General features: G+C 66.7%; 20 protein-coding genes. 5 read left to right on the forward strand and 15 right to left on the reverse strand.

Features of this window, described 5'->3' with window-relative positions; translation table 11 throughout:
- The first annotated feature begins 258 nt into the window (after positions 1-258).
- The gene (locus ACZ60M_RS01525) at positions 259-1161 is read left to right on the forward strand and encodes a replication-relaxation family protein (protein WP_465413582.1); all 903 of its coding nucleotides are present in this window, start codon (positions 259-261) and stop codon (positions 1159-1161) included.
- 444 nt (positions 1162-1605) lie between these two features.
- Positions 1606-2250 (forward strand): RNA ligase family protein, encoded by a 645-nt coding sequence (locus ACZ60M_RS01530; RefSeq protein ID WP_465413584.1) that lies wholly within the window; start codon positions 1606-1608, stop codon positions 2248-2250.
- A 16-nt stretch (positions 2251-2266) separates the two neighbouring features.
- On the opposite strand, the gene ACZ60M_RS01535 is transcribed toward ACZ60M_RS01530, so the two are convergent.
- Together ACZ60M_RS01535 and ACZ60M_RS01540 are read right to left on the reverse strand one after the other, a co-directional pair.
- Positions 2267-2881, reverse strand: a complete 615-nt coding sequence (locus ACZ60M_RS01535; protein WP_465413586.1) for a hypothetical protein — start codon at positions 2879-2881, stop codon at positions 2267-2269.
- A 153-nt stretch (positions 2882-3034) separates the two neighbouring features.
- Positions 3035-3271 (reverse strand): hypothetical protein, encoded by a 237-nt coding sequence (locus ACZ60M_RS01540; protein WP_465413588.1) that lies wholly within the window; start codon positions 3269-3271, stop codon positions 3035-3037.
- A gap of 141 nt (positions 3272-3412) precedes the next feature.
- Here ACZ60M_RS01540 and ACZ60M_RS01545 point away from each other — a divergent pair, with 141 nt between their 5' ends.
- Positions 3413-4642: a DUF4241 domain-containing protein gene (locus ACZ60M_RS01545; protein WP_465413590.1), complete on the forward strand. Its 1230-nt coding sequence runs from the start codon at positions 3413-3415 to the stop codon at positions 4640-4642.
- 15 nt (positions 4643-4657) lie between these two features.
- Here the strand turns inward: ACZ60M_RS01545 and ACZ60M_RS01550 are convergent, their stop codons facing one another.
- Entirely contained in the window at positions 4658-6223 is a 1566-nt protein-coding gene (locus tag ACZ60M_RS01550; protein WP_465413591.1) for a recombinase family protein, read from the reverse strand.
- Positions 6224-6247: 24 nt separating this feature from the next.
- On the opposite strand from ACZ60M_RS01550, the gene ACZ60M_RS01555 reads away from it, so the two are divergent.
- On the forward strand, positions 6248-6967 hold the full coding sequence (locus tag ACZ60M_RS01555; RefSeq protein WP_465413593.1) for an HNH endonuclease signature motif containing protein: 720 nt from the start codon (positions 6248-6250) through the stop codon (positions 6965-6967).
- A 404-nt stretch (positions 6968-7371) separates the two neighbouring features.
- The gene (locus tag ACZ60M_RS01560; protein ID WP_465413595.1) at positions 7372-7746 is read left to right on the forward strand and encodes a hypothetical protein; all 375 of its coding nucleotides are present in this window, start codon (positions 7372-7374) and stop codon (positions 7744-7746) included.
- 30 nt (positions 7747-7776) lie between these two features.
- On the opposite strand, the gene ACZ60M_RS01565 is transcribed toward ACZ60M_RS01560, so the two are convergent.
- The 12 genes from ACZ60M_RS01565 to ACZ60M_RS01620 form a co-directional block, all read right to left on the reverse strand.
- Positions 7777-8283, reverse strand: a complete 507-nt coding sequence (locus ACZ60M_RS01565) for a hypothetical protein (protein ID WP_465413597.1) — start codon at positions 8281-8283, stop codon at positions 7777-7779.
- A 102-nt stretch (positions 8284-8385) separates the two neighbouring features.
- On the reverse strand, positions 8386-9420 hold the full coding sequence (locus ACZ60M_RS01570; protein WP_465413852.1) for an ABC transporter ATP-binding protein: 1035 nt from the start codon (positions 9418-9420) through the stop codon (positions 8386-8388).
- Positions 9421-9425: 5 nt separating this feature from the next.
- Entirely contained in the window at positions 9426-10556 is a 1131-nt protein-coding gene (locus ACZ60M_RS01575; RefSeq protein WP_465413599.1) for an ABC transporter ATP-binding protein, read from the reverse strand.
- A gap of 17 nt (positions 10557-10573) precedes the next feature.
- Positions 10574-11485 carry an ABC transporter permease gene (locus ACZ60M_RS01580; RefSeq protein WP_465413601.1) on the reverse strand — a complete coding sequence of 304 codons (912 nt, stop codon included), beginning with the start codon at positions 11483-11485 and terminating at the stop codon, positions 10574-10576.
- Positions 11478-12503 carry an ABC transporter permease gene (locus ACZ60M_RS01585; protein ID WP_465413603.1) on the reverse strand — a complete coding sequence of 342 codons (1026 nt, stop codon included), beginning with the start codon at positions 12501-12503 and terminating at the stop codon, positions 11478-11480. The genes ACZ60M_RS01580 and ACZ60M_RS01585 overlap by 8 nt, the downstream gene beginning before the upstream one ends.
- A 110-nt stretch (positions 12504-12613) precedes the next feature.
- Entirely contained in the window at positions 12614-14347 is a 1734-nt protein-coding gene (locus ACZ60M_RS01590; protein ID WP_465413605.1) for an ABC transporter family substrate-binding protein, read from the reverse strand.
- Between the two features lie 468 nt (positions 14348-14815).
- Positions 14816-16516, reverse strand: a complete 1701-nt coding sequence (locus tag ACZ60M_RS01595; RefSeq protein ID WP_465413606.1) for an ABC transporter substrate-binding protein — start codon at positions 16514-16516, stop codon at positions 14816-14818.
- Positions 16517-16859: 343 nt separating this feature from the next.
- Positions 16860-18557, reverse strand: a complete 1698-nt coding sequence (locus ACZ60M_RS01600) for an ABC transporter substrate-binding protein (RefSeq protein WP_465413608.1) — start codon at positions 18555-18557, stop codon at positions 16860-16862.
- Between the two features lie 241 nt (positions 18558-18798).
- Positions 18799-20484 carry an ABC transporter substrate-binding protein gene (locus ACZ60M_RS01605; protein WP_465413610.1) on the reverse strand — a complete coding sequence of 562 codons (1686 nt, stop codon included), beginning with the start codon at positions 20482-20484 and terminating at the stop codon, positions 18799-18801.
- Between the two features lie 122 nt (positions 20485-20606).
- Positions 20607-22571, reverse strand: a complete 1965-nt coding sequence (locus tag ACZ60M_RS01610) for a HelD family protein (RefSeq protein ID WP_465413854.1) — start codon at positions 22569-22571, stop codon at positions 20607-20609.
- A gap of 141 nt (positions 22572-22712) precedes the next feature.
- Positions 22713-23219 carry a histidine phosphatase family protein gene (locus ACZ60M_RS01615; RefSeq protein WP_465413611.1) on the reverse strand — a complete coding sequence of 169 codons (507 nt, stop codon included), beginning with the start codon at positions 23217-23219 and terminating at the stop codon, positions 22713-22715.
- A gap of 175 nt (positions 23220-23394) precedes the next feature.
- Complete coding sequence (locus tag ACZ60M_RS01620) at positions 23395-23685, reverse strand: GNAT family N-acetyltransferase (protein WP_465413613.1); 291 nt, start codon at positions 23683-23685, stop codon at positions 23395-23397.
- Positions 23686-23787 lie beyond the last annotated feature (102 nt).

The raw sequence follows: 23787 nt of genomic DNA on the forward strand, positions 1-23787 counted from the left end.
TCTTGCGGGAGCCGTTTTTCCGAGCAACACTCGGCGACCACGGCAGCTCGTGGACCGTTCGCAGCGTTCGCGCTGCAGAGGGTCTGAGCCGGTCGTTGTCAGAGAGTTCGCACAGGTGATTGGAGTTGTTGCGCTGGATTGTTGCTTGCTTGAAGCGGGAGTACCGCGGGGTCTCGTAGGAGCGCCCGCGGCTCGGTGTGCTCTCAGTGGGTTGCGCTGATGGGGTCGTGGCGCACTCCGTCTGAACCGGCGGAGTCGGTGCGAGAGCTGGCGCACCGGCTGACCGACCGAGACCGGCAAATTATCGCGGATCTGGCCCGGTTCAAGCTGTTCACGCTCGAACAGCTCCAGCGGCTGTATTTCGATTCGTACTCCTCGACGCGTGACCGGATCGCCTCGCTGACGGAGATGCGCGTCCTGCAGCGGTTCCGGCCGCACACACGCGAGGCCTACCGGTACCTGTTGGGCTGGCACGGGCTACGAATCGATCATGCTGGCCGAGTCGAAGACTACGAACGCGACCCATATGGCCCCTTTCTCGGGGAGAAGAAGTCCAAGCCCGGCCGAATCCCGAGCAAGGCGTTCGCCGAGACCTACGCCGACCGGATCATCGCCTCAGCCCACCGCCGCCATCTGGAGGGAGTCAACGACTTCTACACCCGCTTGGCCGCCGCCTGCCGAAACGCGGAATCTATCGACTTGACACGCTGGTACACCGAGGCCGAAGCCAACGACCGAGGCCCGATGTACGACATGCGCCCCCACGGCGCGTTCGACCTCGAATCCCCGCATGGCGAGGCGGCGTTCTACCTCGAGTTCGACACCGGCACCGAGCCGCTGACCCGACTCGTTGCCAAGGCCCGGTACTTCGGAGATAAAGCCAATCGAGAGCTGGAACGCGGCCGGGGGCGAGCAGAGACGGCGCGGCATTCCCAAACCCCCTCAGTAAGTAGCGGCCCGTCCTGGTTCATGCTCATCGAGATGACGAAGTCCGGTCGCGAAGACAACTTCCACCAGCGGCTCGCCTGGTCAGGGGAGAGCCTCCCGGTCGCGACTACCCTCGTCGACCGCGCCGCGAACCCGCTAGGACCGGTTTGGCGACTTTGTGGCGCACAGGCTGGGGTCCTGCGCTGCCTCGACGGACTCCACGTCCTGCACTAACCTGGCCACCTGCACTCAACTCGGCATCGTGACCGGGTGACAGTTTCCGCGACTGCACCCGCTGCGAAGCCCGTGAGGGGCCCCGAGTCCGGGAAGCGCATGCCGTGACCGGAGTTTCCCCAGGTCAGTGCGAATAGAGCGCAGGTCTTGTGACACCCCTACTTCTATAGTTTTCTGTACTCCAGAACATCTTTAACGGCGTTTCCGGCGAACATACTCGCCACCCAATCCCGTCGATCCCCGTTCGTCGTCGGCTTCACCCTCGCGCTCGCCAATGACCACCGACCCGTCATCCACCCAGCACACATCCCACAGGCGTCATCACTTTGCGAACTTGACTCGTGACCGAACATCGAGTTACGCTCGGCTGACCTTGGTCCTGAGGACGACGCGGCGACGCACGCTTTGCCCAAATTCACTACTGAACCAGCTGACCGCTACTCCGTGCCCACGTGGCCGAAGACCGTCCGCCTGAGCGAGCGGTGGACGGTCACCGAGAAGATCGATGGCACCCACGCAACCATCGTGATCACGCCGGCCGGAGTCGGCGACATCGAACATCCTGGTGTCAGTCTCGCAGCCGGGCCTGCTGGCGAACGTGTGACGGTACGGGCGGCCAGCCGGACCCACTGGCTCGTTCCCGTGATCGAAGCGGCGACGGGGGCGGGGAGGGACAACTTCGGGTTCGCCGCATGGGTCGCCTTCCACGCCGCCGAACTCGCCATGCTCGGGCCAGGTGCACATCATGGCGAGTGGTACGGCGAGGGCATCGGATGCGGCTACGGACTGACCGAGCGTCGCTTCGCACTGTTTGACACCGCCAGGTGGCAGCGAGAGCTCCCCGAGGGCATGCCGGAAGGATTGGGTAGGGTACCGGTCCTCGCGGAATGCGAGGGCGGCAAGCTCAACGTGACCGTCACAAAGTGCCTCGCGCGCTTGGCAAGACAGGGATCGGACCTGGTGACCGGGGCGGCGGCCGAAGGCGTTATTGCCCAGTCAGCCACCGATCCCCGACTCGCACTCAAGGCATACGTGGATGCCTCAGCACAGGTGGTCGTTCAGAATCAGCGCGGACTCCGTGCCGCGTAGACGAGGCTGAGCGTCCCTATTTCTCGAAGTCAGCGGGTTTTTCAGGGACGCAACTGCGGTGGCAGTATCCGGCCGCGAGGTTCGCAGAGAGCTCCTCCAGGTACTCCGTATCGGAAGGTAGGTCCAGCTTGAGGAGGAGCGCGTGGGCCTCGGCCGGGTCGAGATCGGCGTAAAAGCCGGAGAACGCGCCGCGGAGGCCGCCGAAAATCGAGAGATGCAGCTCCGGATAAAGGATCGCTTCACGATAAGCATGAACGGCAACGCACCAAGGTACGTCGCCAGCGGCCCTGAAGATCCGTGAGACCCGCCGAAGCACCGCCTTGCGAGATTCATCGCCTAGGTGCTTCAGAGACTCGAGATCATCGGCCAATAGAGCCTCGAATGCCGGTGCCGCAGTCTTGCGGTCCTCCAGCCAATCGACCGACATGCAGTACTGCAGCGCGTGCAAGGCTTCCGTCTCTGCGAGACGTGACCGGTACTCCTCCCAGAACCACGCGGTCAGCTCGGCATCGGTCTGTCGCCCAATGAACCAACGAAGTTGCACCGCCGCCCAGTAGTCGTCGAGCAGGTCGACGAAGCCGTAGCCGAGCCGGATCCGCTCACGAGCCGTCAGACCGTCGTCCTCGAACATCCGCTCGATCCAGCCGTGCGCCAGATCGACTGAGCTTAGCGTCGCTCCTGGCTCCTCTGGATCGCTCCACGAACTCCGGTCGACTGGCAGGATGCCAATGCCGGCGAGCCACTGCTCGGCGGCTGTCGCTTCCTCTGAACTCCGAGTCACCGGTCAGGCGTCTCGGTCGCGGATCCAGATCTTCCTGAGCAGCTTGTTCTTGAGCGGCTCGAAACCACTGCAAGGATTCTGTTGCTCAAGTCCGGTTACGGCCTCTTCGATGAACCGGGCATGTTCGGAACCCACTTCGATCCTGCGGTCATCAGGGAAGCCGAGCTCGAAGTCGTCGAGTTGGTGGCGCACTATCGCATCGAACGCCACTCGGTCGCTGTAAGAGTCGTTGTCATGCATAGGGTTTCACTGCTTTCGCCGAGGGGAGCGGCCTCTCGGCCGACGGCTATGGGACGCCTCTCGGCCAGTATTCCACAAGAGTCTCAGGAGTAACAATCCTCAAGCGAGGAACTGTCGGACCCCTGGCTTAACATCCTGCACATGAAGCACACATGGACTGCGAGCTACTGCGAGGGCTGGAACGGACCCGTTGGCAGACCGGTAGGCAGCCTCTCTCAAGAAGAAGCACGCCAGCGCGATGAGGGCGGCCTCCCCTACTCGGTACTCATCGCGGAAGACGGTCGTCCCAAGTTCGTCCTCGACATTGCCTGGCGACAGAGCTACCTCGCGCGTTGGACATTCGACGACGAGGCACGCAGGGCCTCTCGCGCGGTATTCCTTCGCCTCGAGGACGGGAAGCTCTTCGAGCGAAAACTCACGGAGTGGCAGTATGAAAGCGGCGAACGCGACGGTAGCCCGAAGGTGCCGCGTCAGACCTTCAAGCGCGGGCTCGACGGTCGAACCAGCATCTATCACCGACGCCGCAACGGTGGAAGCGGCCACACATCGAAGAATGAACCGTTCGAGCAGTTCGTCCACCCGGCGGTCTCCTTCGAGGACTGGGGAGCGATTCTCGGAGACGAAGAGCTTCCGGCGTTCGCTGCAACAACCGTGACCGAACCCCTTCCGTTCAGCTCTGAAGACAGCCGTCCCTGGGATCCGCCAGCGCCGTATAGCAGCCCGTATCTCGATGCGCTCATGACGCAGGGATCCACAGTGGTTCACACAGACTCGCAGCAACCGATGGTCGTCGATCATGTTCCGGTCACGACGTTGAACCTTCCGACCGGGAACGTGGTCGCTTGCGATCCGAACTGGATCCGTGTGGATAAAGCATTCACCGTCGCTGTCTCGCCTGGGACGTACCGGGTGATCGAGCTACAGATCATGCGGATACTCGATGGCGAGGAGTACCGGCCGGCCGCCGGTTATCTGTTGGAGATCTCCGGTGAACCGACGGTCTCATGGGAACTGGCGCTCCAACCTGGCCAGGACATCAGATTCCTCGATGATGGGCAATTCTATGGTTTCGGCGTCGACAGCGGCTTCGGAAGTTTCATGGACGACGCCACGCAGCAGCCCCTTATCGACCACGTCGGCGATGACTTCACCGAGTGGAGCGTCGGCCTCTACGACACGCCGCACTTCACCCTTCCCGGCACGAGCCTTGACCTGTTCGCATACAACTGCTACTACGGCGATGGCGCCTACCCCACCTGGATCGGACGTGACGCCCGAGGCTCCGTGACCTGCTTCCTCAGCGACATGCTCATCGTCAGCGATGGCAAACCGGAGGGCGACTACGAGATCACCTTCGAGCAGGATTGGTAGGTGCTGACTGTTCTGTCATCGGATCCGGCAATTATGCTGCCGGATCCGATGCAGGGCGGCTCTTGATAACACTCTCTGTGGTTCCCAGGTCGCGTAGACGCGGCAGCCGCGGAAGACGAGTTTCGTGTCGCGCTTGGGGTCGTACCAGTCGGGGGCATCAACTGCCCAGCGGCAGGCCACGGCTTTGAGTCCGGCGACGGCGAGGAGGTCGCGGCGTTCGGCGACGTCGGCGGCTTCCCATGCCTGGGCGTAGGTGCGTCCGGTCGGGACCTGCTCCCAGCGGGCGGCGTCGGCCGGCTCGGCTTCGAGTTGGCCGCGTTTGTCGATGAGGGCCTTCATGCGCTGGCGGTATTCGTCGTCCTCGCCTTCCCACAGGCCGGCGTCGCGGTCGTCGCGGAGGTCGCGGATGGTTTGGGCGAGGCGTTCGAGTTTCGCGGCGGTCCCGGTGGCGGGGATGAACTTGCGTTCGTAGACCTCTTGGTCGCCGATGTCGTCGAGGAACCGTTCAGTGATTGCTTCGTCGATCGGGTCGAGTCGGACCGAGGCGGGATGGGGGCAGTGGTTGATGGTTCCCTTGCACCCGTACCGGACGTACATGATGCCGTTCTGCGCGCTGGCGAACCGGTACATCTTGTTCCCGCACGCACCGCACAGCAGGAAGTCCTTGAGCAGGTACAGCTGGGTCTTCGGACGCTGGGTGTAGCTTTTCCCGGTGCGGTCGTTGTGGACCACCGACCTGGCCCGGAGCGCCTCGAAGTCGGCGTGCGAGATCAGCGGCTCGGCGAACTGAATCGGCTCTCCGGACGCGTCGGTCACGGTCTTGCCCTGGTGGACGGCCTGGCCGATCAAATGGCGGGCGCCGAGGAACTTGGCAACACTCGTCCCCAGCCACGCCGCGCCTTTGAGCCCGGTGATCCCGTTCTCGTTCAACCAGTCGGCGATCTTCTGGAATGACCAGCCTTCGAGACGTTTGGCGGCCATGCCCTGCGCCCACGGTGCGGTCTTCGGGTCTGGGGCGAGGCCCATCGCGCGACCCTGGGAATCGTGGGTCGTCTTGTACCCGAAGGGCACCACGCCTCCGGCCCATTGGCCCCGCTGGCGCAGCTTCGCGCGCGTGGAGGTGACACGCTCGGAGATCGCGTCGAGTTCCATCTCCGCGAAGATCGCCGCCACATAGGCGATGAGCTTCCCCGACGGTTCGGCGGTGTTGAGCTGCTTGTCGGCGGTGGCGGCGAGCTTCTTGTGCTCGTCGCACCAGGCCAGGAGCTTCGAGAAATGGACGATCGAGCGCGCCCACCGGTCGATCTTCGCCGCGCACAGCCCGTCGAACTCCCCGGTCCGCTCGCGCAGCCACGGCCCGAGCTCATCGCGTTCGAACGGGTCGGTGGAACCGGACACGTCGAGGTCGACGGCCCAGCCGACGATAGTGTGGCCGGCATCGAGCGCCCAGCGTTCGATGGCTTCCTTCTGGCGTTCGGGCGAGGTGGTCACGTCGGTGACCTGCGACAGGCGGACCACTCCGACGATGCGGAGGCCGGACCGGCTGAGCTGGGCGCGGTCTTGGGTTCGTGTTTTTGCCATTGCTTCCCCTGATGACTGAGTTTCATGATCACACGCGCAACATTTGTCACGCGTGAAACTTGTGAAACTGTCAACTACGGGTGCGCCTGGCAGGGGTGCCGGGCCCCGATCTCCTGGACCGAGGCGCACCACGTGGTGCATTGGGCGGACGGCGGTTTGACTACTGCTGAGAACCTGATCCTCCTGTGCAGGTTCCACCACTCCAGGATTCACCTGGACACCTGGAGCATTACGAAGACCGGCCCGGGCAAGGCCTCGATCAGGCACATCCGAACCGGCGCGACGGATGCCGAATGGGATGCCGATCCTGATCTGCCGAGCGGGCAGGCCAGCGAGGAGTTCTCCCCGAGTCTGAAGCGACAGCTCGACGACTATGCGAGCTGGTTCGCCCAGAAGACCATGGAAGCGAGCATCACTCGGACCCGAGAGAAGTTCCGGGAGGCTCATGCTGCAGAGGTGAAGGCCTGCAAGGTGATCGAGGCACCGGCCTCGGCGGAGCCTGCTCTCGTACCGGTCCTCCGGGAAGATCCGGGCGACCCGCCGTTCTTATCCTGCCCTCAGCGGGCGACTGCTGAGGGGGAGCGCGGTGAAGGCCAGCGCAGCCCGTTCCCCAAGGGGGACCGGGCCCCTCAGCATGTCCAGGGCTGGGAAGGGGCCGGAAAGGGACCACCAGCGCGGCCCCGCCCGCCCGCCTCGGCTCCGCCCTCCTTGGCGGTGCCCTCGCCGGGGGCGCATCGGGCGTAGGGCGTGCCCCTTCCCACCCGCATCCGCCTTCGCCCAACCGAAAAAGACCACGGTCCCACACGGGTCCGACAGCCGGGCGTTCCCGCTGGTCATGGTTTGTCCACTGCGGGCGATTGGGCGGGGAGGCCGGAGTCCGGCCTCGGCTCCTGCGCTGCCTCGTTGTCGCTGCCAGGTTTGGCCAGGGCCCAATCGGACCCGGGGGCCGGAGTCCGGGCGGGGCCCTCGTCCACCTTGTTGTCGCTGACTGCTTGAACCAGGACCCCCGAACAACCAGGGGGAGACCGAATGGCGAACCCTGCCCCTATCGCCTTTCCGACAAACCCGACAGCGCCCATTCGGGCCGCTGTGAGGGGTTTGCGCTGCGAGCATGAGTCGTCATCGTCGTCTCACAGTGAGGTGGTCAAATGCGACGAATCCTGGCCAGTGCGGCCGCTGCAATCGCCATCGGCGCGGTCTGGGCCGCTCCCGTCTCAGCGGAGGAGCCGGTCGCGTCCGAAGCGCCGCTGACGCAGGTCGCCTCCGACTCCGAGAGCGTGTACTGCAGCGCCTCCTTCAGCACCGCGACCGTGGTCCGCGAGTACCCGAACGCCAGCGCCGCGCAGATCGGCTCGAAGATCCCGGCCGGGACCTGGGTCAACGGGTCGTGGTGTGCGCCGTTCACCGACGGCGGGAAGCACACGACCTGCGGTTCCTGGTCGAAGGTGTGGATCGTGGTGGATTGGAACGACACCTGGGGCTTCGCGCACGTCGGCTGCCTCCAGAGCTACTACGTCGACTGACTGGGTCGCTAGGGCCGGGCCGCGGGACTCTCAGCCGCGGCCCGGTTTCGTGTTCTTGGCGGCGTAGTAGACGGCCTCGCACAGGTCGTCGACGTCGTCGTTGTCGCGCCAGTCGTCGAAGTCGGCGACGAACACCATCTTCGCCTCGGCCTGCCGGTTCCCCTTGAGCAGCTGCAGGACCCGCTTCCAGTCCGCGAGGTTCGGGTGGTCGTAGTCGCGGCAGGCCCCGGCCGGTTCGAGGAGGCGGATGGCCTGCTGCAGGACGGGGACGTCGATGTCGTAGGAGTCCGAGCCGCCCTCGTGGCCGAGGACCGTGGCCATCACCAGGGCCGGGAGCGGGTGCTCCCCCGCGTTCTTGCGGCCGAAGACGAGTTCGCCGGAGGTGTCGTAGATGCCGAGCCCGTACGCGGCGGGCTGCTTCCAGCCGGGGAGGTCCGCGGTGAGGCGGTCGCGGGCGGCGGCGATCTTCTCGCGGGTCTCCCAGCGGTCGCCGAGTTCGGCGAGCAGGGCGGAGACGGTGGCTTTGGCGGCAGTCATGTCGGCAGTCTCGCATCAGGGAGCGCCGACCGGTGCATCGATAGCGGGGAAAGAGACGGGGCCGCCCCACCGGGAAGGTGGAGCGGCCCCGCACAGCATTCGCTAGACGAGCTGCTTCGGCTCCGCGTAGTGGCACGCCGCGCGGGTCTGGCCCGCGTGGTCGGAGCGCAGGAGCGGCTCGACGTCGATGCACTTGGCCTGCTGCGACTCCCCCAGCTGCTTGAACAGCGGGCAGCGGGTGCGGAAGCGGCAGCCCGAGGGCGGGTTGGACGGGCTCGGCACGTCGCCCTGGAGGACGATGCGCTCGCGGGTCCGCTCCTTGCGCGGGTCCGGGAGCGGGATCGCCGACATGAGGGCCTGCGTGTACGGGTGGGCCGGACCGGCGAAGAGCTGGTCGGTCGTGCCCTCCTCGACGATCTTGCCGAGGTACATGACCGCGACCTTGTCCGCGATGTGCCGCACCACCGAGAGGTCGTGCGAGACGAACAGGTACGACAGCCCCAGCTCGTCCTGCAGGTCCTCCAGCAGGTTGATGACGCCGGCCTGGATCGACACGTCGAGGGCCGACACCGGCTCGTCGAGCATGAGCACGCGCGGCTGCAGGGCCAGCGCGCGGGCGATGCCGATGCGCTGGCGCTGCCCGCCCGAGAACTCGTGCGGGTACCGGTTGCGGTGCTCCGGGTTCAGGCCGACGATCTCGATCAGGCTGTTGACCCGGTCGCGGCCGCCGTTCCTGAACAGGTTGTGCACGCGCAGCGGCTCGGCGATGATCTCGAAGACCGTCATGCGCGGGTCCAGCGAGGCCATCGGGTCCTGGAACACCAGCTGGAGGTCCCGGCGGATGGGCCGCATCTGGTTGCGCGAGAGCTTCGTCAGGTCGCGGCCCTCGTAGAGGATCTCGCCCGAGGTCGGCTCGATGAGGTTCATCATCAAGCGCGCCGTAGTGGACTTGCCGCAGCCGGACTCGCCGACGAGCGCCAGGGTCTCGGTCTGGCCGATCTCCAGGGTCACCCCCGAGACGGCGTGGACCGCCCCGACCTTGCGCCGCAGGATGCCCTTGGAGCGCACGGGGAACTCTTTGACCAGGTTCTTCCCGGCGATGACCGGGCTCGCCGCGGTCTGCGGAGTGTCGAGCATGGCGTTCACTTGTCCTCCTCGTGCTCGTGGAGCGCGGCGGCCTCGGCCTCGGCGGCCTCGACTTCCGCTTCGACCGACAGGTCGGTGGCCACGGGCGCGAACACGTCGTCGGGGGCCTTGCCCTCGAGCTGGTCCGAGAAGTGGCAGGCCGAGACGTGGCCGGTGGGGCCGATCGGCAGCAGGTCCGGCTCGACTTCGGAGCAGATGTCCTGGTGCATGGGGCAGCGCGGGCGGAACGGGCAGCCCGGCGGCAGGTTGAGCATCGACGGCGGCGTGCCGTGGACGGGCGTGAGGCGGTGGCCCCGCGACTCGTCCATGCGCGGCAGCGAACCGATCAGGCCCAGCGTGTAGGGCATGCGCGGCTCGTAGAAGATCTCGTCGACGGTGCCCTGCTCGACCGGCTTGCCCGCGTACATGACGAGGACGTCGTCGGTGTGGCCGGCGATGACGCCGAGGTCGTGCGTGATCAGGATCAGCGCGGCGTTGACCTCTTCGCGGGCCTTCTCCAGGGCTTCGAGGACCTGGGCCTGGACGGTCACGTCGAGGGCCGTGGTGGGCTCGTCGGCGATGATGACGTCCGGGTTGTTGGCCATGGCGATGGCGATGACCACGCGCTGGCGCATACCGCCGGAGAGCTCGTGCGGGTAGGCGTCGACCCGCTGCTGCGGGTTCGGGATGCCGACCGAGTCGAGCAGGTCGATGCAGCGCTTGCGGGCCTCGGACTTGGAGATGTCCGTGTAGTGGACGCGGATGGCCTCGGCCAGCTGGAAGCCGACCGTGTAGACCGGGTTGAGGCTGGTCAGCGGGTCCTGGAAGATCATGGAGATCTTCTTGCCGCGGACGCGGGAGAGCTCGGCGTCGCCGAGGCCGAGGAGCTCTTCGCCCTCGAGCTTGGCGGAGCCGGTGATCTGGGCGGTCTTGGGCAGGAGGCCCATGATCGCCATGGAGGTCACCGACTTGCCGGAGCCGGACTCGCCCACGATGCCGAGGCTCTGGCCGCGGCGCAGTTCGTAGGAGACGCCGCGCACGGCGTGCACGAGCCCGTCCTCGGTCGGGAAGGACACGTTGAGGTCCTTCACTTCGAGGACGGAGTCGCCCTTGGTGCCGCTGGTGCGCTTGGCACCGTTGGTGCTCACTGAGATGTTGGACAACGCTATCGCCTCACCATCGTCTGCCGCGGGTCCATCGCGTCGCGCAGGCCGTCACCGATGAAGTTGATGGTGAGCGCGATGAGGATGATCATGAGACCCGGGATGTAGAACAGGTACCAGTGCTCGTTGAACGCCGACGCGCCCGCCGCCTCGATGAGGAGGCCCAGGGACGTGTCGGGGCTCTGGATGCCCAGACCGAGGAAGGACAGGGTCGTCTCCGACAGGATGGCGAACGCGATCTGCAGCGTCACCGAGACGATGATGACGCTCATCGTGTTCGGGATCAGGTGCTTCACGATGATGTGCCAGTCCGAGCCGCCCGCGGAGCGCGCGGCTTCGATGAACTCCTTCTCCCTCAGGGATAGCACTTCGGCGCGCACGGCGCGCGCGATCGAGGTCCAGCCGAAGATCGCGAGGATGAACGCCATGTGGTACCAGCGGACGCTGGAGTCGATCGCGCCCGCGATGGCGCCGGTGATGACCAGGAACGGGATCACGAACATGATGTCGAGGAAGCGCATCATGAGCGAGTCGACCCAGCCGCGGTAGAACCCGGCGACGGCGCCGTAGAGCGCGCCGATGACCGTGGACCCGATGGCGACGACGAGCGAGACGTTCAGGGACTGCTTGGTCGCCTGCATCATCGCGCCGAGCATGTCGCGCCCGGCCTTGTCGGTGCCGAACGGGTGCTCCAGGCTCGGGGCGGCCCACGAGGGGATCTCCGAGTGGATCTTGTAGTCCCACTTCCACAGGAAGGGGCCGAGGTAGGCGAACAGCACGACGACCAGGAAGATCACGAGGCTGATCACGGCGGCGCGGTGGCGGAAGAAGCGGCGGGCCACCATCTCCCACTGGCCGCGTTCCTTGCTGGTGATGGCCTCGGCGTCGAGGCGGGGCGAAGCGGTGTTACTCATAGCGGATCCTCGGGTCGAGCACGCCGTACAGGATGTCGGAGATCAGGACGCCGATGAGGACGACGAGGCCTGAGATGAGCACGTAGGCCATGACGACGAAGGTGTCGCCCGCCCGGATGGCGTCCAGGGAGTAGACGCCCAGGCCGCGCCAGCCGAAGATCGACTCGGTGACCATGGCGCCGCCCATCGCCCCGGAGAGGGCGAGGGGTGCGAAGGTCGCGACCGGGATGAGCGCGGTGCGCAGGGCGTGGCGGCGCATGACGGTGCGGTTGCGCACGCCCTTGGCGCGGGCGAGCCGCACGTAGTCGGAGTTCATGACCTCGAGCATGGAGGCGCGCTGGTACCGCGAGATCGCGGCGTACCCGCCGAGCATGAGCACCAGGGTCGGCACGATCAGGTAGGGCAGGGAGTCCATGAAGACCTCCCAGCCGTTGCCCTGGAAGCCGGTGGAGCCGGAGCCGTAGGTCTGGAAGATCGTGGAGCCGAGGATCTTGTTCAGCTGCACCGCGCCTTCCTTGAACAGCGAGCCGAGCCAGAAGACCGGCATGGCGAGGAACAGGAAGCCGATGAAGGTCAGCGTGTAGTCGGTGCGCGAATACTGCTTGACCGCGCTGACGACACCGGCGAGAATGGCGATGCCGATGGACGCGATGGTCGCGAACAGGACCAGCCGGAGGGTGATCCAGAAGCGCGTGGAGATCTCGTAGCCGATGTCCATGGCGGAGCCCTCGATGGAGGGGCCCCATTCGCCCTTGAGGAGGCCGATGTCGCCGTTGGTGTCACCGAGCCCGGTGAGCCAGATCCAGTAGCGCTCGGGGATGGACCGGTCGTAGTACAGCGACGACTCGAGCGCGTCGACCGTGGACTGGGGCACCGGCTCGCCGGTGGACTGCTGGATCTCGAAGACCATGTCCTGGACGGGGTCGTTGACGACGTCGACCAGGACAAAGCACAAGATAGTCGCTCCCAGCAGCACCGGGATCATCAGTAGGGTGCGCCGGATTATGAATACAACCATAATGCCTCGTTAACGGTTTCTCTGGTGTGGACCGGTTCGCCTGCCGACCGGCCCTTCCGCGCCGAAGCGCGGCTTCTCCACTGTTCTGAATTCACTGCACTTCCTCGGCCTCACTCAGCAGCGACCCCCCATTCGGCCAAGTTGTACGCGGCCCGCTGCTGCGAAGCCCAATTGTCGCGGACGTTCACCAACCTATCGGAGACCATCACCGCGACCGGTGTGTCCACGATAGGGAGGGAATAGGCGTCCTGGACGACCCGCTCGACGGCGACGTTCGCCAAGGTGGCGGCCTCGTCGATGTCGAGGGTGCCGTTGACGTCGGCGATCGCTGCGTCGAGGTCGGAGTCGGAGAGATCGCCGAAGTTCGAACCCGAGCCGGTCTCCCAGTACTGGGACGCGGCGGCGACGAACACGGGGTCGGAGCTCCAGCCGAAGTTGATCATGTCGAACTCGCCCTTGCCGAGGACCGTGCCGAGGTCGGCGTCGGGAATGGAGCGCAGCTCGACCTCGATGCCGAGGTCGGCGAGGTTCGCCTGGACGAGCTCGCCGGTGATCCGGCGGTTCTCCTTGGACTCGGAGTAGCGGAAGTCGAGCTTGACGGGCTCGTCGTCGGGGGTGCGGAGCACGCCGTCCTTGAGCTCGTACCCGGCCTCCTGGAGCATGGCGTAGGCGAGCTCGACGTCGCCGGTGCCCTGGCCGGTGGAGGAGAGGAAGTCCGTGTAGTACTCGGAGCCGTTGCGGAAGAGGTGGTTGCCCTTGCGCTCGATGTCGGACTGCACGTACGCGTAGGTGCGCGAGATGACGTTCTCGATGTCGATGGCGGTGAACACGGCCTGGCGCAGCACGGGGTCGGAGAGGAACTCGTTCTTCGTGTTCAGGTCGATGTGCTCCCACGAGGGCCCGCCCGCGACCGCGTACTCGAGGCCCTGGGCGCCTTGGAGCTGCGTGATGGTCTCGGCGGTGACCGAGAACGGCGAGGCGCCGTCGATCTCCTCGTTGCGCAGGGCGGTGACGATGTTCTCCAGGCCGTCGATGACCTTGAAGGTGACCTTGTCGAGGGTCACCTCGGTCTCGCCCGCCCAGTCGTCGTTGGGCACGTAGATGACGTGCTCGCCGACCTTGGCGTCCTGGATCTCGAACGGCCCGGTGGACCAGGTGGGGATCGTCTCGGAGAAGTAGTCCTCGGCGGCCTTCATGGCCTTCGGGTCGTTCTGCCAGTCGAAGCCCTGCTCGGTGGCCACGTGCGCGGGCTCGGAGAGCACTTCCTCGTACTGCCACTCCGCGGAGTGGTAGGTGTCCTTGTAGGTCACGGTGATCGCGGAGCCGTCGCCGGTGATGGACTCGACCTGGGAGCCGCGGGTGATGTTGGCGGGGTCGCAGCCTTCGCACTTCTCCTGGTCGCCGGAGGTCGCGTACCAGTGGTAGATGAAGTCGTCGACGGTGATGTCGGTGCCGTCGCCCCAGTTCGCGCCGTTCTGGAGGGAGTACTCCACGGTCACCGGGTCCTCTTTGACGAGTTCCGGGTCGGAGGCGAAGATGCCCTCGTTGACGATGTACTCGCCGTCGGGGCCGAACTGGCCGGTGTAGGGCCAGACGCCGACGAGCGCCATCGAGACGTACGCGTTGTTGCCTTCAGAGGTGTTCTGGTTCCAGGTGCCCCACGAGCCGTCGAGGGCCCAGGTGATCTCGCCGCCGTCGGCGCGCTCGCCGGAGTTGCACCCGGCGGGGTCGTCGAGGCAGGCCTCAAGGCTGGACGAGGTGGTGTCGTCGCCCTTTCCGCAGCCCGCGAGCACCAGGGAGGTGCAGGCGAGGGCGGCGACGGCCGCGGTGTGGTGTCGCTTCATGGTTCCTCTCGAAGGTTTGCGTCGCCGACCGTCGGCGGGGAGGCACCTTGGTGGGTCGGTGGCTCCGGGCCGGGGGCCGGGCCCGCTGGTGGGAGCGGAGCCGGGCGGCGGTCTGGTGACGCGAGGTACAGCCTTCCACGGGAATCCCGGGTTTCGGACAACCGAACACGAGATGAGTTTCGTTCGTTATGTTCCCGTGATGTTCATTCCCTGAATGGCAGTGAAAGTGGGAAATTCACTGTCTGCCAGCGCAAATCTATGGCTCGCAAGCTTCGCCAAGACCGGGAAATCCGCCAGCCGCCTGGGGGAAGCGGGTCGGCCGCGACAGTGCGGCCGGGGCGGAGAGGGGTACGCGAGGGGCGGTCGACGGCCGGTCACACTCGGGCGACGCGGCCGAAACACGGCCTCCGAAAGCGGTGAGCGGCGAGGCCCCAGAGGGCCCCGCCGCTCAGCTCGGTGAGCCCTTGCCTACTTGAGCTTCCACTCCGCCGCGTTGAAGAGCGGGCCGCCCTGGGTGTTGCCGTTGGCGATGACGCCGTCGACGACGTTCTTGTTCCAGACGATGCTCTGCGGCTCGTCGAAGAGCGGCAGGGTCAGCGCGTTGGCGACGGCCAGCTCGACGACCTTGTTCGCGGCCTCGGCGGCCTCGGCGATCTCCAGGGTCTGCGAGATCTTGGTGATCTCCGCGTCGATCTCCGGGAAGGAGTACGAACCGAAGTTCTGGTCGGTGCCGAACTGCTGGGGCACGCTCGCCGCGAAGGCGGGGTTGCCCGACCAGCCGAAGATGACCAGGTCGAACTGGCCCTCGGAGAGCACCGGGCCGAGCTCGCCGTCGGGGATGGCGACGAGTTCGAGGGTGATGCCGATGAGCGCGAGCTGGGCCTGGGCCAGTTCGGCGATGGTGGTGCGGGTGGCGTCGGTGCCGCCGTAGCGGAAGGTGAGGGCCGGGACCTCGGTGCCGCCCTTGGTCAGCTTCTGGCCTTCGGCCGCACCGCTGTAGCCCGCGGCCTCGAGGATCGCGGCCGCGGCGGCGAGGTCGCCGGAGCCCTGCTTGCTCGGGGTGATGTAGTCGACGAAGTACTCGCTGTTGACGCCGAAGAACTGGTTGAAGCGCTGCGAGACCTCGGTGCTCGGGAACACGCGGGAGATCGCGTCCGGCACGTTGATGGCGGTGAAGATCGCCTGGCGCAGCGCCACGTCCTTCAGCGGCTCCGAGTTGACGTTGGTGTCGATGTGGAGCCAGACCGAGCCTTCGTAGACTTCCTGGCCGATGGCCGCGTCGTCCTTGACCTTGTCGAGCTCTTCCTGGCTGAACTCGCTCGGCCACGAGCCGTGGATGGTGCCCTGGCGCAGTTCGGTGATGATCGCCGGGGTGCCCTCGACGAACTTCATCGTGAGCTTCTCGATGGTCGGCTTGACGGAGCCCTGGTACTTGTCGTTGATCTCGTAGACGATGTACTCGCCCATCTTGGAGTCGACGGGCTTCCAGGGGCCGGTGCAGACGTCGCTGAGGTTCTTGTTGAACCAGTCGATGGCCTGGCCCATGACGGCCGGGTCTTCCTGCCAGGTGGCGAAGCCCTCGGCCTCGGCGACGTGGCTGGGGAGGTAGACGGTGGCGGAGTAGATCCACTCGAAGTCGAGGTGGCCCTCGACGAAGGTGACGACGATCTTGCCGGCCTCGGGGGACTCGATCTTCTCGATCTTCGAGCCGACCGAGATGGAGGCGGGGAGGGCGACGGTCTGGTCGGCGTGGGCCTCGTTGCCGGAGGTCGAGTACCACTGGAAGATGAAGTCCTCCACGCGGACCGGCTTGCCGTCCGACCACTGCGCGTTCTCCTGCAGGGTGTACTCCACCTGGAACGGCGCGTCGCTGATGACCTGTGCGTCAGCGAAGACGGCGTCGTTGAGGTAGTACTGGCCGTTCTCGTCGAAGTCGCCGGAGGCGCTGCCGTCGAGGCCGTAGCGCATCGGGTACATCGCCTGGTGTCCGTACGAGTTGTTGCCGGACTCGGTGTTCTCGTTCCAGGACTCCCACGCGGACGAGACCGCCCAGACGAGCTCCTTGGCGCCGGAGCCGCCGTTGCCTTCGTTGCCACCGCAGGCGGCGAGGGTGAAGGCGGCCGTGCCGCCGATGGTCAGGCCGCCGAGAGCTCTACGGGTCAGAGCCATGGTTGTTCTCCTCCAGGTGTCGATGCCGAGGGGCCTTCGCGAAGGCGCCGATGCCTCGCGTCCGGGTACTCGCCCAAACGGACGGGGTGGTGGGGAAGGCGTCAGGTGCCCTCGGCGATGTTGTGACAAACACTTGCACAGACGTGAGGGGATTGACATGGCCGAGGCACCAACTGGAGTTTATTCGTGATGTATTCGTGACTTTGCGCCGTGAAGCCCGTGCACAGAATGGACCGTGGGGCCGATGTGGCATCGGCCCCACGGGGGAATTCACTGAATTATCAGGACGGATGGTGGCGAACCCGATACGGCCCGAAGAGGCCGACCGTCCCGGAATGTGGTACTACGGCTTCTTCCACTCGCGGACGTTCCACGTCGCCGAAGCCTGGCTGTTCGGGTTCACGCCAGGGCCTTCGACGAGCTCGGTGTTCCAGAAGATCGCCATAGGACTGTTGTAGAGCGGCAGGGTGTACGCCTGCGCGACAGCCTGGGCGCTGATCTGGTTCGCGATCTCGGCGGCCTCGTCGAGGTCGAGGGTGGCGCGGACGCCGGGCAGCAGGTCGTTGATGACCGGGTCGTCGTAGCCGCCGTGGTTCGAGTCCGAGGCCGGCGAGAAGTACTGGTCGGGCGAGGTCGTGAACGACGGGTTCGCGACCCACGAGTAGACGACCAGGTCGAAGTCGCCCGCCGAGAGCGTCGAGGAGAGCTCGTCGTCGCCGAAGCCCTTGAGCTCCAGGTCGATGCCGACCTCGGCCAGCTCGGCCTGGATGATCTCGCCGGTGAGCTTGCGGATCTCGTTCGAGGACGCGAAGCGGAAGTTGAACGCGACGACGTCGCCGTCCTTGTTGACGAGCTTGCCGTCGCCGTTCCAGTCGTAGCCCGCGCCGGTGAGGATGGTCTTCGCGGCCTCGACGTCGCCCTTGCCGTAGTTCGCGGGACCGGTGTAGTCCTGGTAGTACGGGCTGTTCTCGGTGAAGAAGTGGTTGCCGAGCCACGGGGCCTCGGTGCCCGGGAAGGCCCGCGCCTTGATCTCCTCGATGTCGATGATGGTGAACACGGCCTGGCGCAGCGCCACGTCCTTGAGGAACGCGTTGTTGACGTTCATGTCGAAGTGCGACCAGGTCGCGCCCGCGTAGACCTCGTACTTCAGCTCCGGCTGCTCGTCGAGCGGCTGCATGATCTCCAGGCTGAAGTCGTTGGGCCAGCAGCCCGCGATGGTGCCCTGGCGGAGCTCGGTCACCTGGGCCTCGATGCCCTCGATGACCTTCATGGTGAGCTTGTCGTAGGACGCCTTCGCCTTGCCCTGGTACTTGTCGTTGGGCTCGTAGATGACGTACTCGCCGACCTTCCACTCGACCGGCTTGTAGGCGCCGACCACGACGGTCCACAGGTCGTCGTTGAAGAAGTTGATGGCGTCGCCCATGAGCTCGGGGTCGGTCGCCCAGGCGGCGAAGCCGTTCTCCTCGGCGACGTGGCTCGGGAGGTAGACGCCGCCGGTGAAGATCCACTCGGGGTCGGTGGTGCCTTCCTTGAACGTGAACACGATCTTGCCCGGCTCGGGCTCCTCGATGCTCGCGATGTTCGCGCCGGTGGTGCCGGCGGGCAGGGCCTTCTCCTGGTTGGCGTGCGCCGGGTCGCCGGAGGTCGAGTACCACTGGAAGATGAAGTCCTCCAGGCGGACGGGCTTGCCGTCCGACCACTGGGCGCCTTCCTTCAGCGTGACCTGGACCTGCATCGGTGCTTCGGCGAGGAGCTCGGGCTCGCCTTCGAAGATCGCCTCGTCGTAGAAGACCGCGCCTTCGGGGTCCCAGTCGTAGCCGACCTGGCCGACGGGGTTCATCGGGGTCGTCGCGATGTTCGTCGAGGACGAGTTGCCGGTACCGGTGTTGAGGTTCCAGGCCGACCAGCCGGACGAGACCGCCCAGACCAGTTCCCCGCCGCGTTCGCTGCCGCCTTCGTCGTCGCCGCCGCACGCGGCGAGCATGAGGGCGGAGGAACCGCCGATGGTCAGGCCGCCGAATGCTCTACGAGTCAAAGCCATTGCTGTGTCTCCTCCATAGGGTGTCCGGCCGAGGGGTTCGCCCGATGCGCCGCTGGGGCTTCGTCGCCTTCAGGGGTGTGGCGGAGGGGCCAGGCGGCCGCTCGGCAAGTGTTGGGAGCCACAGTGCCACGCATCAGTGGTGAAGGGAACGGATCGGTACGAAGTTGCCTGAGCATTGTTACCGGACCGATACGCGAAAGGGGCGGCCCGGATCGGACCGCCCCTGCCGGAAACCCCTGGCCTAAGCGGGCTTCCACTCCTGGATGTTCCACATCGGGCCGGCCTGGCTGTTGCCGTTGGCGACGATCCCGGCGAGGTTGCCGTTCAGGTACACGACCGACTGCGGCTCGTCGAAGATCGGCAGCGTGAACGCCTGCGGGACGACCATCGCCTCGACGTCGTTCGCGAACTGCGCGGACTCGGTGATGTCAGTCGTGGAGCGCACCTTCGCGATCGCCTCGTCCAGGCCGTCGAGCCGGTACTTGCCGAAGTTCGAGGACGAGTCGGAGCCGAAGTACTGCTGCGGCGCGGTCGTGAACGCGGGCGTGCCCGACCAGCCGAAGATGACCAGGTCGAAGTCGCCCTCCGCGAGGACCGTGCCGAGCTCGCCGTCCGGGATCGCCTCAAGCGTCACGTCGATGCCGATCTCGCTCAGGTACGACTGCACGAGTTCGCCTGCGAGCGTGCGGGTCGCGTCGCCCTCGCCGTAGCGGAAGTTCAGCGTGACGGCCTGGCCGTCGGGCGTCATGAGCGTGTCGCCCGTCGTGTAGCCCGCGGCCTCCAGGATCGCGTTCGCGGCGGCCGGGTCGCCCGAGCCGGACTCGGGGTCGACGGCTTCGAGCGCGTTCTCCCAGTACTCCGACTGCTCGTTGAAGAAGTGGTTGGTGCGGGCCATGACCTCGGTGTCCGGGTAGGCCTTGGAGATGATGTCCGCGTTGTCGATCGCGGCGAACACCGCGTTGCGCAGCACCGTGTCCGACAGGAACTGGTTGTTCGCGTTCGTGTCGATGTGGAGCCAGATCGAGCCCTCGTAGACCTCGGTGGTCACGGCCGAGTCGTCCGCGACCTTGTCGAGCTCCTCCTGGCTGAACTCCGAGGGCCACGAGCCGTCGATCGAGCCCTGCCGCAGCTCGGTGATGATCGACTCGGTGCCTTCGACGACCTTCATGGTCAGCTTCTCCAGGGCGGGTTCCGTCGCGCCCTGGTAGTTCTCGTTGGGCTCGAACGTGACGTGGTCGCCGGCGACCCCTTCGGTCGGCGTGTACGGGCCCGTGCCCCAGGTGGGCGGGTTCTGGGTGAACCAGGTGGCGCTGCCGCCCATCTGGGCCGGGTCGGTGGCCCAGTCGGGGAAGCCGTTGGCCGCGGCGATGTGGGCCGGGTACATCGGCGTCTGGAAGTACTGCCACTCGGGGTCGAGGTAGCCGTCCACATAGGTCATCGTGACGACGTCGCCCTCCTGCGTGAGCGAGGCGACGTTCGCGCCCCAGTCAGTGGAGGCGGGCAGGCACTGGGTCTGGTCGCAGTGCTCGGCCTTGCCGGACATCTGGTGCCAGAGGTAGGTGAAGTCGTCGACGCCGAAGGCCTCGCCGTCGGACCACTGCGCGTCCGGGTTGAGCGTGTAGGCCACGGTCATCGGCGACTCGCTGACGAGCTCCGGGGCCTTGGTCAGGAGCGCGTCGTTGAAGACCCACTCGGCGTCCTGGTTGAAGTCGCCGAGCGCGGTCGTGGCTGGAGACAGGGCCTGGTGCAGGTATGAGGTGTTGCCGTCGGCCGTGTTCTCGTTCCACGACTCCCAGCCCGAGCTGACCGCCCAGGTGACGTCGGTGTCGCCGCCGCCCGAATCGCCCCCGCCGCAGGCGCCGAGCGCCGCGGCGGCCAGCGCCGCCGCTCCGGCGAGGGCGCCGGCCCTCGCTTGTGCTGGTCGCATATGTCCACTCCCCCGTATTGATTCCACTGTGGGCCGGATAAAGCCCGCAATTGGATCATCGTGACACCTGGAAGGGCCGGTTTCGGGAAGTTCCGGACAAACGGCGGGGCGCGGTGCGACCCTCACGCCTCCATTTCGCGCGGGAGGGCGCCGTCGTGGACGACGGTGAGGCGGGAGACGGCGCGGGTAAGGGCGACATAGAGGTGCCGCAGGCCGACCCCGTCGAACGTCCCGCCGCCGGTGGCGGGCGCCGAGACGATCTCCGCTGGTTCGACCACGACGACATGGTCGTACTCGAGACCTTTGGCGAGGCTGGCGGCGACGACCTCGACGCGCTCCGTGCCGTCCAGCAACTCCCGCAACGCCTCGGCCCGCTCGTCGGCGGCAATGACCCCGACAAGCCCTTCCTCCGCAAGCGCCTTGGTTACAGCCTCCCGCACACCCGCCGCGAGATCGGCGGTCGAAATCAAGTCGTAGGAGCCGTCGGAGCGGATCGACCGCGCGGGCGCGACGTCGACGCCGAGGTGGGGCAGGACCCGGTTGGCGAGGGCGATGATGACGGCCGGGACGCGGAAGCCGGTGGTCAGCTCGGTGTGCTCGACCTGGTCTTTCCCGAGGTGGCGCATCTGGTCGGTCCAGGAGGCGGCGGCCCAGGGCGTGGTGCCCTGGGCGAGGTCGCCGAGGACGGTGACCGAGCCTTTGCCGGAGCGGCGGGCGATGACGCGGCACTGCATCGGGGAGAGGTCCTGGGCTTCGTCGATGACGATGTGGCCGAAGGACTCCGAGGGTTCGCGGAGCTTCATGTGCGATTCGATCTCGTCGGAGATGAGCAGGTCGCCGGGGGTGGGCCTGGCGGGTTTCCCGGCGAGGAACGCGGCCTCGTCGTCGGTGAGGATGCCGCGCGTGGCGTCGGCGCGGAAGGCCGCGTCGGTGTACAGCTTCTTCATGACGGTCTTGGTGTTGAGCTTGGGCCAGACGGCGTCGAGGAAGGCCTTCACCGAGTCGGAGCGTTTGAGCTTGGTGGCCCACTTGCTGTCCGGGGAGTGGCCGGTGCGGATCTCGGCCTGGCGGCGGGCGCCCTGCACGATCGCGTCCTCGACCGCTTTGCGTCCGGCGGTGTAGGTGCGGGTGTGCTTGCGGGCGTTGGTGATCGCCTCGTTCAGGTAGTTGAGGCCGAGGCGCCAGCGCCAGCCGCCGTCGGCGATGAGGAGGCCGTCATCGGCGGTGATGCCGCCGTCGACAGCGGTCCCGACGTGGCCCCAGACGGCGCGTTCGCAGACGAGGGCCATGCGGGCGTCGTGTTTGACGAGGGCGGCTTCGTGGGTGTCGGCGGCGAGGGCGGTGTGGGCGCCGGTGAGCTGCTGGACGGTGACCTGCCAGACGGAGGACTCGCCGAGGGTGGGGAGGACGCCGGAGATGTATTTGAGGAAGCCCTCGTTGGGGCCGACGACGAGGACGCCGGCCTTGTCGAGCTTCTCGGTGTAGTTGTAGAGGAGCCAGGCGGCGCGGTGGAGGCCGACGGCGGTCTTGCCGGTGCCGGGGGCGCCTTGGACGCAGAGGTTCGCGGCGGCCTCGCGGCGGATGAGCTCGTCCTGCTCGGGCTGGATGGTGGCGACGATGTCGCGCATCGGGCCCGTGCGGGGGCGTTCGATCTCCTCGGTGAGGATGTCGGAGGCGAGGTGCTCGCCGAGCTGCAGGTTCTCGTCTTCGAAGCCGGTGATGCGGGCGCCTTGGAAGCCGAAGCGGCGGCGGCGGGCGACGTCGCGGCGGTCGTGGGCGGAGGCGCGGTAGTACTGCTCGGAGAGGGGCGCGCGCCAGTCGAGGACCAGCGGGTCGCCCCGCTCGTCGCGGATGTGGCGGCGGCCGATGTGGAAGTCCTCGCCGTCGTCCATCCAGATGCGGCCGAAGAAGAGTGCGATGTCGCGGTCGGAGAGGTCGGCGAGGCGGGGGACGGTGTAGTTGGCCATGGCCCAGCCGAAGAGGTGGTCGGACCTGACGTCGCCGAGGCCGAGGTTCCTCGTGGACTCGTCGAAGTCGCCGGAGTAGATGTTGTGGATGCCTTCGGTGAGGTCGCGCATGGCGGCCATCTGGGCGCGGGCGTGCTCGTGGTGCTGGAGTTCAGCCTGGAGCTCGGTTTCAGACACGGCTTTTCTCCCGGTGGATTTGTACAGGATTGAAGCAGACGAACCGTCGACCTTACTTCCTGCTGACCTGCGGGAGCAAATCGTTTACCGGGCGGCGAGGGGCTTCACGTCCACGAGGCGGCCGTCGTCGCGGTGGAGGACCCATCCGGCGCCGGGCGGGGCCGTGTCGGGGCCGTCGAGCGGGAGGCTGAGGTCGTGCCCGGCGAGGTCGTGGCCGTCGCGGGCGGCGACGGCGACGAGGAGCGCGGCGAGGACGATGCCTTCGGCGCAGACGACGGTGGTGCGGCGGGGATCGGGCAGGGTGCGGATCGCTTTGGCGGCCAGCCAGACCGCCGTATGGGCGGCGTCCGGGAGCGCGGGCGTGGCGGGGCTGAGGTCGTCGGAGACGGTGACGCGGAGGTCGAGGCGGCTGGCGAGCGGCGCGAGGGTGTCGGCGCAGGCGCGGGCGGGGCCGCTCAGGAGCGCGGTGGGGTTGTACAGCTGCAGGAAGTCGGCGAGGGCCCAGGCGCGGCGGGACTCGGCGTCGGTCAGGGGCGCCGGTTCGGCGGCGGAGAGGGCGACGTGGCGCAGGAGGATGAGCGCGGAAAGCATCAGCGGCCCCCGTTCGCGCGGAGGCGGGACGAGGGCCGGGGCACGGCAACCGGGAGACGCATATTGAAGATGCTTCATCCCTGAGTGAACTGTGGATGAACCCGAAGTTGAAGCGGAGGTGAACAGTCCGCAGCAGTGCCGCCGCTCTTGGCGCTGCTTGCGAGCCATAAATTCGTTAGGGCTGGTAGCGCAGGTCCTCGTACTCGTCGTGGCGCTGCATCCAGCGGTCCACGAACGGGCAGGTCGGGTAGGCCTTCGTGCCCTTCACACGCAGGTCGTCGAGGGCGTGGCGCACGAGCCGGTCGCCCCAGCCCTGGCCGCGCAGCGAACGGTCGACCTCGGTGTGGGGCAGCACGAAGAAGTCCTCGCGCGGGAGGTACTCCAGGTACCCGAGCACGGCGCCGTCGTCGTCGCGCAGCTCGTACCGGTTCTCTTCGACATTCTCGACCACTGAAAGATCCGCCATACGTCCAAGCCTATCCAGGTGAGGGCGCCTCCAGCGAGGATCTGCGGGCTCGCACACGTCCGGGAATACGCGCGGGGACCGCGGGTGCAGCGGGCGCCGGAT

The organism is Glycomyces sp. NPDC050141, assembly GCF_055586545.1.

What these genes read in the sequence shown, in the direction of transcription:
- ACZ60M_RS01535 (WP_465413586.1), bottom strand. Translation starts at nt 2,881, where the DNA reads ATGTTCGAGGACGACGGTCTGACGGCTCGTGAGCGGATCCGGCTCGGC.
- ACZ60M_RS01540 (WP_465413588.1), bottom strand. Translation starts at nt 3,271, where the DNA reads ATGCATGACAACGACTCTTACAGCGACCGAGTGGCGTTCGATGCGATA.
- ACZ60M_RS01545 (WP_465413590.1), top strand. Translation starts at nt 3,413, where the DNA reads ATGAAGCACACATGGACTGCGAGCTACTGCGAGGGCTGGAACGGACCC.
- ACZ60M_RS01550 (WP_465413591.1), bottom strand. Translation starts at nt 6,223, where the DNA reads ATGGCAAAAACACGAACCCAAGACCGCGCCCAGCTCAGCCGGTCCGGC.
- ACZ60M_RS01555 (WP_465413593.1), top strand. Translation starts at nt 6,248, where the DNA reads ATGATCACACGCGCAACATTTGTCACGCGTGAAACTTGTGAAACTGTC.
- ACZ60M_RS01560 (WP_465413595.1), top strand. Translation starts at nt 7,372, where the DNA reads ATGCGACGAATCCTGGCCAGTGCGGCCGCTGCAATCGCCATCGGCGCG.
- ACZ60M_RS01565 (WP_465413597.1), bottom strand. Translation starts at nt 8,283, where the DNA reads ATGACTGCCGCCAAAGCCACCGTCTCCGCCCTGCTCGCCGAACTCGGC.
- ACZ60M_RS01570 (WP_465413852.1), bottom strand. Translation starts at nt 9,420, where the DNA reads ATGCTCGACACTCCGCAGACCGCGGCGAGCCCGGTCATCGCCGGGAAG.
- ACZ60M_RS01580 (WP_465413601.1), bottom strand. Translation starts at nt 11,485, where the DNA reads ATGAGTAACACCGCTTCGCCCCGCCTCGACGCCGAGGCCATCACCAGC.
- ACZ60M_RS01585 (WP_465413603.1), bottom strand. Translation starts at nt 12,503, where the DNA reads ATGGTTGTATTCATAATCCGGCGCACCCTACTGATGATCCCGGTGCTG.
- ACZ60M_RS01590 (WP_465413605.1), bottom strand. Translation starts at nt 14,347, where the DNA reads ATGAAGCGACACCACACCGCGGCCGTCGCCGCCCTCGCCTGCACCTCC.
- ACZ60M_RS01595 (WP_465413606.1), bottom strand. Translation starts at nt 16,516, where the DNA reads ATGGCTCTGACCCGTAGAGCTCTCGGCGGCCTGACCATCGGCGGCACG.
- ACZ60M_RS01600 (WP_465413608.1), bottom strand. Translation starts at nt 18,557, where the DNA reads ATGGCTTTGACTCGTAGAGCATTCGGCGGCCTGACCATCGGCGGTTCC.
- ACZ60M_RS01605 (WP_465413610.1), bottom strand. Translation starts at nt 20,484, where the DNA reads ATGCGACCAGCACAAGCGAGGGCCGGCGCCCTCGCCGGAGCGGCGGCG.
- ACZ60M_RS01610 (WP_465413854.1), bottom strand. Translation starts at nt 22,571, where the DNA reads ATGGCCGCCATGCGCGACCTCACCGAAGGCATCCACAACATCTACTCC.
- ACZ60M_RS01615 (WP_465413611.1), bottom strand. Translation starts at nt 23,219, where the DNA reads ATGCTTTCCGCGCTCATCCTCCTGCGCCACGTCGCCCTCTCCGCCGCC.
- ACZ60M_RS01620 (WP_465413613.1), bottom strand. Translation starts at nt 23,685, where the DNA reads ATGGCGGATCTTTCAGTGGTCGAGAATGTCGAAGAGAACCGGTACGAG.